Below are 13,259 nucleotides of genomic sequence, written 5' to 3'. Positions count from 1 at the left end.
TCAGCTCCCGTTCCCGTACGCGGCCGCCGCGTCCTTCTCGAGCTGTGCCTGGGTGCCCGCGACGTCCTTCGGGTTCTTCAGGAAGTCCTGCAGGTCCTTCCACTCGCCCTTGCCGGGGGTGCCGCCGAACGCCTGCGGGGCCTGGTCGGACATGTCGAAGCGGAAGTCGTCGCCGGAGGCGATCAGCGCCTTGGCGATGGTGCGCTGCACCTCGTTCGGGTAGGCCGACTCCGCCACGTTCTTGTTCGGCGAGAGGTAGCCGCCGAGCCTGGCCTGGATGGTCGCCGCGTCCGGGGAGGCCAGGAAGGTGGCCAGCGCCTGGGCGGCCTTGGAGTCCTTCAGTACGACGGCCGCGTCACCGCCGGAGACCACCGGCGCGTCGGAACCCACGGCGGGGAACGGGAACACCTTCGCGTCCGTGCCCACCTTCGCCTTGGTGTCGCCGATGTTGACCTGCGCGAAGTCGCCCTCGTAGACCATGGCGGCCTTCGGCTGGTCGCCGCCGGTGAAGGTCTGGGTGACGGAGGCCGGGAACTCGGTCTGCAGCGCGCCGTCCGCGCCGCCCGCCACATAGTCCTTCTTGCCCCAGATCTGGGCGAGCGTGGTGAGCGCCTGCTTCACCGAGGGATCGGTCCACTTGATCTTGTGCTGGGCGAGCTGGTCGTACTTCTCCGGGCCGGCCTGGGACAGATAGACGTTCTCGAACCAGTCCGTCAGCGTCCATCCGTCGGCGCCGCCGACGGAGAACGGGGTGACCCCGGAGTCGTACACCGCCTGCGCGGCGGTCAGCAGGTCCTGCCAGCTCTTGGGTTCCTTGGCGCCCGCGTTCTCGAAGGCCTTGGCGTTGTACCAGATCAGCGACTTGTTGGCGGCCTTGTAGTAGACGCCGTAACTCTTGCCGTCGACCTTGCCGATGTCCTGCCAGCCCTGCGAGTAGTTCTTCCGGAGCTCCTTGAGCGCGTCCGCGCCGAGCGGCTTCGCCCAGCCTTTCTGCACGGCCTGCTTGATCGCGCCCGGCTGCGGCAGCAGCGCCACGTCCGGCGGCTGACCGCCCGCGATCTTGGAGCCCAGGAAGTTGATGATCGGGTCCTGGGCGGGCACGAACGTCACCTTCGCGCCGGTGCGCTTCTCGAACTCCGCGAGGACCTTCTTGAAGTTCGCCTGTTCGGTGCCGGTCCAGACGGCGGCGACCTCCAGCTTCGCGCCGTTCAGCTTCGGCAGGGTGAGGGTGGAGCCGGTGGCCCCGCCATCCGTGCCGCCGTCGCCCTTCTTGTCGCTGTCGCCGCCGGAGCAGGCGGTCAGCGCGAGGGCTCCCGCGAGCAGTGCGGCGAGTGTGGTGACGGCCCTGTGTGTCCGGATGGTGCCGCTGTTGCTGCGCATCACTTCCCCGTTCGTCGCTCTCCGTTGAACGTCAGAACTCTGTCCCGTCCGGTCCGGTCTACGCCGGGGCGGACGGAGGCGGCAAGAGCGCCTGCGCCGTCCAGCGGTCCATCGTGACCGGCTCGTGATCAGCGGGGCATGCGTGGCGTTCCGGGGCGGGCCGTCAGAGCAGCGAGGGCACCTCCGCCGCGGCGACCTCGCGGGCCGCCCGCTGCACCGCGCTGGCCAGCAGGGCCAGGTCGGTCGGGCCGTTGCCCAGCTCCCGCACCGGGCGGCGGGCCGGCGGATCGCCCATGCGCTGCCACTCCAGCGGCACCACCGTGGGCCGCTGGGTCGCGGTGCGCGGGATACGGCCGGTGACCCGGCCGCCCTGGAAGCCGACCGCCCGCCCGTCCGGGTACGTCAGCCGGCCCCGCCCCGGCGCGGGTTCCCCGCCGGGCTCGCCGCCCCGCTCGGCCGCAGCGGCGCCCGTGCGCCCGGCGGACGGCGCGTCCAGCGCGATGCGCAGGGTGGCCCGCCTGGCCGGTTCCGTCTCCGCCGTACGGCCGCCCGTGCCGGCCGTCGCCACCAGGTGCACCCCGAGCCGCTCGCCCTCCCGGGCCACGGCCTCCAGCGCCCGCATCACCGACCCGGCGGCGGGCCGGCCCGGCGAGCCGAGCGCGGGGGAGACCAGCGCGTCCAGGTCGTCGACGACCACCACGAGCCGGGGCAGCGGCGGCGCGGCCTCGGCGCGCTGCCGTGCGGCGGCCCCGGGCCGCAGCCGCAGCGTGGAACTGGGCGGCGCCTCTATGTCCCCCGTCGAGTCCGCCGCGCCGGCACCGGACCCGGCGGCGGTCCGGCCGTTCGGGGTGCGCTGCGCGACGATCCGGCCCGGCGTCTCGCGCCCGGTGTGCCACTGGGCGAAGTCGGTCAGGCCCAGCAGCTCCGCGCGCCGCTTCAGCTCCGCCGTCAGCGACTGCGCGAACTCCCGCATGCGCACGGGGTCGTTGGCGATGAGGTGGGTCGTCACATGGGGTATGTCCGTACAGACGCGCAGTCCTTCGCCGCGTCCCGCGCCGGTGCCGACGCCGTCCCGGCCGTCGATCAGCACCATGCCCAGCCGGTCGGGCCGCTCGGCCGCGGCGAGCGAGGCGGCCACCGTCCGCAGCAGCTCGGTGCGGCCGCTGCCCGCCGGCCCCTCGATCAGCAGGTGCGGCCCGTCGGCGACCAGGTCGACGGTGAGCGGTCCGTGCGGCCCGGCTCCCAGCACCGCCCTGGCCCGGCCGGCCGGGGACGCCGTGTCGTCGGCCGCGTCCGCCCAGCGGGCCATCAGCGAGGCGGGGGTGGCCCGGGCCAGCCCCAGCTCGTCCAGCAGCCGCGCGGACGCGGGCAGGGGCACGGCCACGCGCGCGTGCGGCTCGGCGAGCGGGCCGTCCGGCCGCAGCGGCGCCAGCGCCCGCGCGAACCGCTCGGCCCAGGCGGGGGAGACGGCGTCGACGGTGGCGAGGGTGCCCGGGCCGACCGGGCCGGTGGGCGCGACCCGCATCAGATGGAGCGCGCCGGCGACGTCACCGCCGAGCAGGGCGACGGCCCCGCAGTGCCGGAAGGTGGGCGTGACCTCGCAGGCGGCCTCGTAGGTCCGGGTCACCGGCGAGGCGGGGGAGGCGGGCTCGGTCTCGGCGAGGCACACCACGTGGATCCCGGCCCGCGGACCGGCCACGGCCAGCCGCGCCAGGGACTCCCGCAGGGCCGCGCCTCCCGGGTCCCCGTCCACGACGACGACCGTGTACGGCCCCGGGAAGCCGCCGGTCCCGGCCGGAACGGCGTCCTCCCTGACCCATGAGGGGCGGCGCGCGGCCGTCCGGGTCAGGGCGTCCGCGGGACCGGGAGCGGCCGCCGGGGCCGGGGCGGCGCCGCGTGCCGCGCCCGGTCCGGCATGACTGCCCGCCGGCGCGGTGAAAGAGGCCGCCGTGCCGAACGCCGTGCCCGTGGCGGAGGCCGGTCCGGCGGGGAAGGCCGGGTCCGGGTGAGTGTCGTGGGCCGCCGGGTCCGGGTGGGCGTCGTGGACCGGGTCTCCGTAGGCGCCGTGCTGCCGCGGACCCGGTACGGAGGCGGTGGCGGTCCGTGCGGTGCCGTCGCGCTCCGCCGGAGCCGTCCGGGACGGGGCCGACTCGGCCGTGCCCCGGCCCGTCGCCGCGTACTCGTCGACCCGGCGCAGCAGTTCCTCCGTACGGGCCGCCGCCTGCTCGCGGTCGTGGGCGAGCAGCAGGCGGCAGTCCTGGCCGTGGCCGGGGCGGACGTGCGGCAGCCAGCCGAGCCAGGACCACTCGGCCGTGCGTTCCGCCACCGGGCGGGCGCGGTCCGCGCTGATCAGCACGATCTCCAGCAGGTCGGGGGAGTGCAGCGCGGCGAGCTGGGCCAGCACCGCGCGGGCCAGGCCGGACAGCCGGGGGCGCGGCCCCGCCAGGCCCAGCGCGCCCACCTCGCGCAGCGCGGCGGTCACCGGCACGGCGGGCAGCACGCCGGAACCGTCCGGCGCGCCGCGGTCGGCCGTGCCGAGCCGCACGGTCAGCGCCTCCGGGTGTCCCGGTCCCCGCTCCCACAGCCGGGGCCCCGGGCCCAGCGCGGTCAGCAGCAGCGCGGCCGGGTCCGGCCAGGTCTCGGGCCGCTGGGCGGCGCCGGTGCCCCCGGCGGCCGTCCCGCCGGGCAGCGTGCCGTACTCCTCGGGCCCGCCGGCCGGCTGCTCCCCGCGTCCGCCCGTGAGCCGGCGCGCCCACGCGCCGAGTCCGCCGCGCCGCCGCATCCCCGGCGGGACGTCGGTACCCCGCAGCGGGGTGCCCTTGCGGGTGCCGTGGCCGGTGTCCTCCGGGAACGCCGTACCGGCGTGGGCGTCGACGCCGTGCGGTCCGGCGTGCGTGTCGCCGCTGCCCGCGCCGCCGGCGCCGGACGGGGCGCTCAGGCTCTCCGCGCTCGGTGCCCCGGCCTGCCCGGGCACCACTAGGGGCTCCACGCGGTCGTGTGCGCCGTCGTGGCCGGCGCCGTGGTCCGCCGAGCCGTATGTGTGCCGGGTGGGCCCGGCCGGGTCCGGGCCGCTCCCGGCGGCCGGCGGCTCCTCGCGCGCGTGCCCCTCCGGTTCGCCCGGGAGCACCCGCAGGCACCCCTCCCCGTCCGGCAACGTGGCCGTGCGCGCCCCGGGACCCCCGGACGGCGTAACCCGCAGGGCGGATTCACCGATCCGCAGCAGCGCGCCCGCGGGGAACCGCACCGGGCGCTCGCCCACGCGCGTGCCGTCGAGGGCGGTGCCGTTCGTGGAGCCGAGGTCGGTGACCGAGACCCGGCCGTCGGCGCCGACCGTGACCGCGCAGTGCAGACGGGAGACGTCCGGGTCGTCCAGCGGCACGTCGGCGTCGGCGGAACGGCCGACGGTGATCCGGCCGCCGTGCAGCAGATGGACCCCGCCCGCGTCCGGCCCGGCGACCACGTGCAACTGGGTCGGGGCGTCGTCCAGTTCGGGATGCGGCTCGGGGGCCGCCGGGGCGCCCAGGGACAGCACGGCGCCGTCGACCAGCGGGGGCTCGCCCAGGACGCGGCGGCGCGCGTCCAGCCGCTCCGCGCCCGCGTACAGCACCACCGGGGCGCCGCCGCCGGTGTCCCGGCCCGCGCCGCCCTCCCCGGCGACCGCCGCGGCCAGTCCCGACGCCACCGCGGCCAGATCCGTGCCCGCGGGCGCCGTCACCAGCACGTCGCGGCTCACGGCACGGCCCCGCTGCGGGGACGGGCCCAGCGGATCTACGACGGTCAGCCGGATCTGCATCGCCGTCAGCGGTCCCTTCTGCCCGGGCGCGGACTACCCCACCCCCCGCACGAGCACGTCGGCCAGTACTGCACGCATCCTCGCACCTGTCACTGACAACGTGCCCACGACCCGGTGCCAAGTGATCTTGATTGGTCAGCTCTGCCCCCAAAAGTGCCTGACCAGTAGTGCGCCGATGATCAGTTGAGATCGGTCACGTACGGCACCTGGCAACCAGGGGGCCGGGGCGAGCGTCTTCCCTTCGAACCAAAAACCCCTGGAGCCACGACCCCGACAGGCGAGGTCCGGGCGGACCGGCGAACATCGTCGGGAACGCTTACGTAGTGCCCTGTGGACCGGCACTACAGTGGGTCGGAACACCAGAATCGGCAAGCAAGCAGCAGGGAGCGCGTGACGTGCGGCCAGTCGGCAGCAAGTACCTGCTCGAGGAGCCGCTCGGACGCGGCGCCACGGGCACCGTCTGGCGTGCCCGCCAGCGCGAGACGGCGGGTGCCGAGGCGGCCGTGCCCGGCCAGCCCGGCGAGACGGTCGCGATCAAGGTCCTCAAGGAGGAACTGGCGAGCGACCCGGACATCGTGATGCGCTTCCTGCGCGAGCGCTCCGTCCTGCTCCGGCTCACCCACCCGAACATCGTGCGGGTCCGCGACCTGGTCGTCGAGGGCGATCTCCTGGCCCTCGTCATGGACCTCGTCGACGGCCCCGACCTGCACCGCTATCTGCGCGAGAACGGTCCCTTCACGCCCGTCGCCGCCGCGCTGATGACCGCGCAGATCGCCGACGCCCTCGCCGCGAGCCACGCCGACGGCGTCGTCCACCGCGACCTGAAGCCCGCCAACGTGCTGCTCCAGCAGTACGAGGGCCGGATGCACCCGATGCTGACCGACTTCGGCATCGCCCGCCTCGCCGACTCCCCGGGCCTGACCCGCACCCACGAGTTCGTCGGCACGCCCGCGTACGTCGCGCCGGAGTCCGCCGAGGGCCGACCGCAGACCTCCGCCGTCGACGTGTACGGCGCCGGCATCCTGCTGTACGAGCTGGTCACCGGCCGTCCGCCGTTCTCCGGCGGCAGCGCCCTCGAAGTGCTGCACCAGCACCTGAGCGCCGAGCCGCGCCGCCCCTCCACCGTCCCGGACCCGCTGTGGACGGTCATAGAGCGCTGCCTGCGCAAGAACCCCGACGAGCGGCCCAGCGCCGAGAACCTCGCGCGCGGGCTGCGGGTCGTCGCCGAGGGCGTCGGCGTGCACGCGAACGCCGCGCAGATCGCCGCGGCCGAGGGCGTGGGGGCCCTGCTCGCCCCCGACCCGGCCCCGGCCGCCGTCCCGGGGGAGCCCGGCGCCGCCGACCCCACCCAGGTGCTGCCGACGAACGCGCCCCAGGGGGCGTACGACCCCAACGCCGCGACCAGCGTGCTGCCGCACACCGGCGGTCCGGCCGGCGCCGCCGACCCCACCGCCGTAATGCCGAACACCGGCGCCGCGGACCCCACGGCGGTGCTGCCGAACACCGGCCCGCAGGGGCAGCAGCCGGACCAGCCGCACCCCTGGCAGAACCAGCTTCGCGCCGCCCGGGACCGCAACGAGCAGACGCAGGTCCAGTACCTCGACCCCGACGAGGACCCGCTGCGCCGCCGGCCCCAGCGCCAGGTCGCCAGGCCGCAGCAGCAGCGCCAGGCCCAGCAGGGACGCCCGCAGCAGCCGCAGCCGCGCGGCAGGCAGCAGCCGCACGCCGGATACGGCTACCCGGACCAGCAGCCCCAGCAGTACGCCCCGCAGCGGCAGCCGCAACGGCAGCCGCAGCGGTACGCGCCCCCCGCCCCGGAGCCGCAGCGTCCCGCGCGCGAGCCCCGGGCGCCGCGGCAGCGCGGCGCCAACCCGATGAAGATCCCCGGACTCGGCTGCCTCAAGGGCTGCCTGTTCACGATCGTCATCCTGGTCGTCGCGAGCTGGCTGGTCTGGGAGCTGACCCCGCTGCACACCTGGGTCGGCCAGGGCCGGGGCTACTGGTCCCAGCTCAGCGACTGGGCCGGTCAGGTGAGCGACTGGATCAAGCAGCTCGACAGTTCCTCCGGCAACGGCAACTGAACGCGAGTTTGGGAATTTGTCGACATCCGGCGGGTGATTTCCGCCTCGACGGTGAAGGTTGGCTCGCTCGACGCGTAGTTTTGTCGCCCGGGGGTCCTGGTCTGTCGGCTGGGGGTCCGGGGGCCGTCCCCTGGAATGACGCAGCGGCGACAACACGCGTCGGTAGGAGCAGTCTTGGCACGGAAGATCGGCAGCCGGTACACCGCGAACCAGATCCTGGGGCGGGGCAGCGCCGGCACGGTGTGGCTGGGCGAGGGGCCGGAGGGGCCCGTCGCGATCAAGCTGCTGCGTGAGGACCTCGCGTCCGACCAGGAACTCGTCGGGCGCTTCGTGCAGGAGCGCACCGCGCTGCTCGGCCTGGAGCACCCGCACATCGTGTCCGTGCGCGACCTGGTGGTCGACGGCAACGACCTGGCCCTGGTCATGGACCTGGTGCGCGGCACCGACCTGCGCACCCGCCTGGAGCGCGAGCGTCGGCTCGCACCGGAGTCGGCCGTGGCGATCGTCGCCGACGTCGCCGACGGGCTCGCCGCCGCCCACGCGGCCGGGGTGGTCCACCGGGACGTGAAGCCCGAGAACATCCTGCTGGACATGCAGGGCCCGCTCGGCCCCGGCGGGTCCCACCCGGCGCTGCTCACCGACTTCGGCGTGGCCAAGCTGATCGACTCCCCGAAGCGGACCCGCGCCACGAAGATCATCGGCACTCCGGACTACCTGGCCCCGGAGATCGTCGAGGGCCTGCCGCCGCGCGCCGCCGTGGACATCTACGCGCTGGCCACGGTCCTCTACGAACTCCTCGCGGGCTTCACGCCGTTCGGCGGCGGCCACCCCGGCGCGGTGCTGCGCCGGCACGTCACCGAGACCGTCGTACCGCTGCCCGGCATCCCCGAGGAGTTGTGGGCGCTGCTCGTGCAGTGCCTGGCCAAGGCGCCCGCCTCCCGGCTGCGCGCCTCGGAGCTGGCGGTACGGCTGCGGGAGCAGCTGCCCCTGCTGGCCGGCATGCCGCCGCTGGACGTGGACGAGCCGGACGCGGACTCCGCCGACGAGGCCCAGGACCAGGTGGTGCGGGACCCGGCCGGCGAGGAGCCGGTACGGCGGCGGGGCGCGGTGTCCCTGGTGCCCGGCGCCAGACCCGACTCCAACCGGGACACCCACACCTCGATGCGGGTGCCGGCACCGGACGAGCTGGCGGGCGGAGCCCACGGCACGGCGCGGGCACCGCGCGCGGCGGGCGCGCCCCGGCCGGGCTCGGCCCGGCACCGGGCCGCGATGCGGCGGCGCCGGATCACGCTGGGCGTGGCGGGGGTGGTCCTGGCCGCGGCCATCGGCCTGGGGGCGTGGGCGGCGACATCGGGCGACGACGAGCCCCCGGCCGGCACCCACAGCACGTCGACGCCGTGACCCGCGGGCGCCGCTCCGCGTGAGGCGGCCCGTCCGGCGCCCGAGGGCGAGGCCGCCAGGGCCGGGGCGGGGGCCCGGGGGCGCGGCACCCCGCAGGGCGCGGACGGCACCGGCCGCCCACAGGCCCGGCCGAGCCACCCTGCTCTGGCCGCTCGGCGGAGCCGTTACGCTGGATGCGTGGCAGTCGTCGATGTATCCGAAGAGCTGAAGTCCCTCTCCTCGACCATGGAGTCGATCGAGGCCGTCCTGGACCTCGACAGGATGAGGGCAGACATCGCCGTGCTCGAGGAGCAGGCGGCCGCGCCGTCCCTGTGGGACGACCCGGACGAGGCGCAGAAGATCACCAGCAAGCTCTCCCACCTCCAGGCCGAGGTCAGGAAGGCGGAAGGGCTGCGCGGCCGGATCGACGATCTCGCCGTCCTCTTCGAGATGGCCGAGGAGGAGGACGACCCGGACACCCGCGCCGAGGCCGAGTCCGAGCTGGCCGCCGTCCGCAAGGCGCTGGACGAGATGGAGGTCCGGACGCTGCTCAGCGGCGAGTACGACTCCCGTGAGGCCCTCGTCAACATCCGCGCCGAGGCCGGTGGCGTCGACGCCGCCGACTTCGCCGAGAAGCTCCAGCGCATGTACCTGCGCTGGGCCGAGCAGCGCGGCTACAAGACCGAGGTCTACGAGACGTCGTACGCGGAGGAGGCGGGCATCAAGTCCACCACCTTCGCCGTGCAGGCGCCGTACGCCTACGGCACCCTCTCCGTCGAGCAGGGCACCCACCGCCTGGTGCGCATCTCGCCCTACGACAACCAGGGCCGCCGCCAGACCTCCTTCGCGGGCGTGGAGATCCTCCCCGTGGTCGAGCAGACCGACCACGTCGAGATCGACGAGTCCGAGCTGCGAGTGGACGTCTACCGGTCGTCCGGTCCCGGCGGCCAGGGCGTGAACACCACCGACTCCGCGGTGCGCCTTACCCACATCCCCACCGGCATCGTCGTCTCCTGCCAGAACGAGCGGTCGCAGATCCAGAACAAGGCGACCGCGATGAACGTCCTCCAGGCCAAGCTGCTGGAGCGGCGCCGCCAGGAGGAGCAGGCCAAGATGGACGCCCTCAAGGGCGACGGCGGCAACTCCTGGGGCAACCAGATGCGTTCCTACGTGCTGCACCCCTACCAGATGGTCAAGGACCTGCGCACCGAGCATGAGGTGGGCAACCCCGAGGCCGTGTTCAACGGCGAGATCGACGGGTTCCTGGAGGCCGGTATTCGCTGGCGCAAGCAGCAGGAGAAGTAACCTTGTCGACATGACAACTGCCGCCCTCGAGGCGGCAGTTGTCATTTGCCTGGGTTTTACATCACACTCACGGCTTCCAAGTCACGGCAAACGCCGCTCCGTCGGACATTGCGCCCGCAACGGCCTTGACGATGCTCAGAAAACTCGGAAGGGTGAAGCGTGGCATGCGTATCTCTGGGGCGCATGTGAACCGGGGGAATTGACGCAGATCTCGTCACGGCTGCCTCCGTCGATCACGGCAAGCCCCACGCGCCGCCTAATTGACGACAGCTACTGGGGGTAGCAACCACATGACGAAGAAGACGCGGATCCGGGTCGCGCGGATAGCCGCCGGCGCCGTGATCGCGGCCGGCGCCTCGCTCACCGCAGCGGGTGCCGCCTCGGCCCTGGACCTCGGAGTCCAGGCCGGGCCGATCACCCTTGGTGTGAGCACCGAGGGTGAGGCAGACGGTGGCACGGCCGACGGGGGTACCGCCGATGGCGGGACGGCCGACGGCGGCGCCAATGTCGGTGTGACCGAAGGTGGTGACGGTGGCACCGTCACCTCCGGTGGCACCACGGACGGTGGTACCACGATTGGTGGCACTGTCACCATCGGTGGCACCACGTCGGACGGCGGCACCACGACCGGTGGCACCACGACGGACGGTGGTACGACCACGACCGGTGGCACCACGACGGACGGCGGTACGACCACGACCGGTGGCGACGACAGCACCGGTGGCAACGGCAACTCGGGTGGCAATGGCAACTCGGGTGGCAACGGCGGCGGCCACGGCAACTCCGGTGGCAATGGCAACGGTGGCGGCAACGGCAACGGTGGCGGCTCCAGCACCACCGGCGGCGACGGCTCCACCGGCTCCACCACCGGCGGTGACACCCCTCAGGGCGGCGGCAACGACAACGCCTCCCAGGAGGAGGGCTCCTCCGCCCTCACCGACACCGGCTCGGACACCACGGCTCAGGGCGGCGACAAGCAGCTCGCCGAGACCGGTGCCGGACAGACCGCGTTCCTGCTGGTCGGCGCCGCGACGATGATCGCCGGCGGCATCGGCTTCCGTTTCCTGCCGCGGCTGGTGAACGGCCGGGGCGGCGCCGCCGCCTGAACGTAGCCACACGGCGACGTTCCGCACACAGCGCGCAACACGAAGGGCCCGGAGCTTCTCGCTCCGGGCCCTTCGGCCGTCTTGTCCGGTCTTCCTACGCGGTCTGGTGGGCCAGCAGCGCCACCGCGGCGATCAGCACCGCGAGCAGCGCGATCAGCGCCATGGGGTTCAGCCCCGCGAAGAAGCCCTCCTGCTGCAGTCGCTCGCGGTTGGCACGGCACACCGGGCACCGGCCCTCACTCACGGGCGACGCGCAGTTCGCGCACACCAACCGGTCGTACGTCATGCGCTCGCCCTCCTCGCACCGGCCATCACCCGTACAACGCGCACGGGAACCAGAACGTTCCCCCTCCACTGTGCCAGGTTCCCCCGCAAAGAGCGCGGGCTCTCGAAGAAGCCCGAATCCCGTGCGTACAAAAACACACAAGCCGCAACCAACCGCGACCGGGCCCTGCGCTCGCACTCCCGGTTCGCGTATGGTCACGCTCATCTACCCCCGGCGACCCGTGGTGCATCCGTGATCCGATTCGACAACGTCTCCAAGGTCTACCCCAAGCAGACCCGCCCGGCCCTCAGGGATGTCTCCCTGGAGGTCGAGAAGGGCGAGTTCGTCTTCCTCGTCGGGTCCTCCGGCTCCGGCAAGTCGACCTTCCTGCGGCTGGTGCTGCGCGAGGAGCGGTGCAGCCACGGCCAGGTGCACGTCCTCGGCAAGGACCTCGCGCGCCTCTCCAACTGGAAGGTGCCGCAGATGCGCCGCCAGTTGGGGACGGTGTTCCAGGACTTCCGCCTGCTGCCCAACAAGACCGTCGCCGAGAACGTGGCCTTCGCGCAGGAGGTCATCGGCAAGTCGCGCGGTGAGATCCGCAAGTCCGTGCCGCAGGTGCTCGACCTCGTCGGGCTCGGCGGCAAGGAGGACCGGAGGCCGGGTGAGCTGTCCGGTGGTGAGCAGCAGCGCGTGGCCATCGCGCGGGCCTTCGTCAACCGGCCCAAACTGCTGATCGCGGACGAGCCCACCGGCAACCTCGACCCGCAGACCTCCGTCGGCATCATGAAGCTGCTCGACCGCATCAACCGGACGGGCACGACCGTCATCATGGCGACGCACGACCAGAACATCGTGGACCAGATGCGCAAGCGCGTCATCGAGCTGGAGAAGGGCCGCCTCGTCCGCGACCAGGCCCGCGGCGTCTACGGCTACCAGCACTGACCCGCCGCCCCAGTCACGTCCACGGAAAGGCTTGATCCGACGCCATGCGCGCCCAGTTCGTCCTGTCGGAGATCGGTGTCGGTCTCCGCCGCAACCTGACGATGACCTTCGCCGTCATCGTCTCCGTCGCCCTGTCCCTGGCCCTGTTCGGCGGCTCCCTGCTGATGAGCGACCAGGTGAGCACCATGAAGGGCTACTGGTACGACAAGGTCAACGTCTCGATCTTCCTGTGCAACAAGAGTGACGCGCAGTCGGACGTCAACTGCGCCAAGGGTGCGGTCACCGAGGACCAGAAGAAGCAGATCCGCACCGACCTCGGCAAGATGACCATCGTCGAGAAGGTGACCTACGAGTCGCAGGACGAGGCGTACAAGCACTACAAGGAGCAGTTCGGCAACTCCCCGCTGGCCGGCTCGCTGACGCCGGACCAGATGCAGGAGTCGTACCGCATCAAGCTCAAGGACCCGCAGAAGTACCAGGTCATCGCGACCGCGTTCAACGGGCGTGACGGCGTGCAGTCGGTGCAGGACCAGAAGGGCATCCTGGACAACCTCTTCCAGCTGCTGAACCTGATGAACCGGGCGGCGCTCGGTGTGATGGCGCTGATGCTGCTCGTCGCGCTGCTGCTGATCGTCAACACCGTGCGTGTGTCCGCGTTCAGCCGTCGGCGTGAGACCGGGATCATGCGCCTCGTCGGCGCCTCGGGCTTCTACATCCAGGCGCCGTTCATCATGGAGGCAGCGGTCGCCGGACTCATCGGCGGTGGCCTCGCATGCATCTTCCTGGTCGTCGGGCGGTACTTCACGATCGACCACGGCATGGCCCTGTCCGACAAGCTCACGCTGATCAACTTCGTCGGCTGGGACGCGGTGTTGACCAAGCTGCCGCTGATCCTCGCCACCAGTGTGCTGATGCCCGCTCTGGCGGCGTTCTTCGCGCTGCGCAAGTACCTGAAGGTGTGACGCATCCCAAAAGGGCCGTACGGGCGTCCGTCCGTACGGCCCTTC

9 protein-coding genes are annotated in these 13,259 nt (G+C 73.2%); 6 read left to right on the top strand and 3 right to left on the bottom strand.

The annotated features are described in order from the left end of the window. Together AB0924_RS06645 and AB0924_RS06640 are read right to left on the bottom strand one after the other, a co-directional pair. Window positions 1–1,380, bottom strand: coding sequence for an ABC transporter substrate-binding protein (locus AB0924_RS06645; RefSeq protein ID WP_366910815.1), 1,380 nt, complete (start codon window positions 1,378–1,380; stop codon window positions 1–3). Window positions 1,381–1,543: 163 nt separating this feature from the next. Beyond that, entirely contained in the window at window positions 1,544–5,173 is a 3,630-nt protein-coding gene (locus AB0924_RS06640) for an FHA domain-containing protein (RefSeq protein ID WP_366910814.1), read from the bottom strand. A 395-nt stretch (window positions 5,174–5,568) separates the two neighbouring features. On the opposite strand from AB0924_RS06640, the gene AB0924_RS06635 reads away from it, so the two are divergent. From AB0924_RS06635 to AB0924_RS06620, 4 genes are all read left to right on the top strand, one after another. Continuing rightward, entirely contained in the window at window positions 5,569–7,254 is a 1,686-nt protein-coding gene (locus AB0924_RS06635; protein ID WP_366910813.1) for a serine/threonine-protein kinase, read from the top strand. A gap of 174 nt (window positions 7,255–7,428) precedes the next feature. After that, the gene (locus AB0924_RS06630; protein WP_366910812.1) at window positions 7,429–8,655 is read left to right on the top strand and encodes a serine/threonine-protein kinase; all 1,227 of its coding nucleotides are present in this window, start codon (window positions 7,429–7,431) and stop codon (window positions 8,653–8,655) included. A gap of 177 nt (window positions 8,656–8,832) precedes the next feature. Then, window positions 8,833–9,939 carry a peptide chain release factor 2 gene (prfB, locus tag AB0924_RS06625; protein ID WP_358930329.1) on the top strand — a complete coding sequence of 369 codons (1,107 nt, stop codon included), beginning with the start codon at window positions 8,833–8,835 and terminating at the stop codon, window positions 9,937–9,939. Window positions 9,940–10,229: 290 nt separating this feature from the next. After that, window positions 10,230–11,045: a hypothetical protein gene (locus AB0924_RS06620; protein ID WP_366910811.1), complete on the top strand. Its 816-nt coding sequence runs from the start codon at window positions 10,230–10,232 to the stop codon at window positions 11,043–11,045. Window positions 11,046–11,139: 94 nt separating this feature from the next. Here AB0924_RS06620 and AB0924_RS06615 read toward each other — a convergent pair whose 3' ends face one another. After that, window positions 11,140–11,331: a hypothetical protein gene (locus AB0924_RS06615; RefSeq protein WP_199210755.1), complete on the bottom strand. Its 192-nt coding sequence runs from the start codon at window positions 11,329–11,331 to the stop codon at window positions 11,140–11,142. Window positions 11,332–11,562: 231 nt separating this feature from the next. On the opposite strand from AB0924_RS06615, the gene ftsE reads away from it, so the two are divergent. Then, window positions 11,563–12,252 carry a cell division ATP-binding protein FtsE gene (gene ftsE / locus AB0924_RS06610; RefSeq protein ID WP_020940379.1) on the top strand — a complete coding sequence of 230 codons (690 nt, stop codon included), beginning with the start codon at window positions 11,563–11,565 and terminating at the stop codon, window positions 12,250–12,252. Between the two features lie 44 nt (window positions 12,253–12,296). Then, window positions 12,297–13,214 (top strand): permease-like cell division protein FtsX, encoded by a 918-nt coding sequence (gene ftsX, locus AB0924_RS06605; RefSeq protein WP_358930335.1) that lies wholly within the window; start codon window positions 12,297–12,299, stop codon window positions 13,212–13,214. Window positions 13,215–13,259 lie beyond the last annotated feature (45 nt).

The sequence above is a fragment of the Streptomyces sp. NPDC047869 genome, from assembly GCF_040704065.1.
Classification (GTDB): Bacteria; Actinomycetota; Actinomycetes; order Streptomycetales; family Streptomycetaceae; genus Streptomyces.
The sequence above is the reverse complement of the archived record's forward strand: the minus strand, read 5'-3'. Positions and strand labels throughout refer to the sequence as shown.

What these genes read in the sequence shown, in the direction of transcription:
- AB0924_RS06645 (WP_366910815.1), bottom strand. Translation starts at nt 1,380, where the DNA reads ATGCGCAGCAACAGCGGCACCATCCGGACACACAGGGCCGTCACCACA.
- AB0924_RS06640 (WP_366910814.1), bottom strand. Translation starts at nt 5,173, where the DNA reads ATGCAGATCCGGCTGACCGTCGTAGATCCGCTGGGCCCGTCCCCGCAG.
- AB0924_RS06620 (WP_366910811.1), top strand. Translation starts at nt 10,230, where the DNA reads ATGACGAAGAAGACGCGGATCCGGGTCGCGCGGATAGCCGCCGGCGCC.
- AB0924_RS06615 (WP_199210755.1), bottom strand. Translation starts at nt 11,331, where the DNA reads ATGACGTACGACCGGTTGGTGTGCGCGAACTGCGCGTCGCCCGTGAGT.
- ftsX (WP_358930335.1), top strand. Translation starts at nt 12,297, where the DNA reads ATGCGCGCCCAGTTCGTCCTGTCGGAGATCGGTGTCGGTCTCCGCCGC.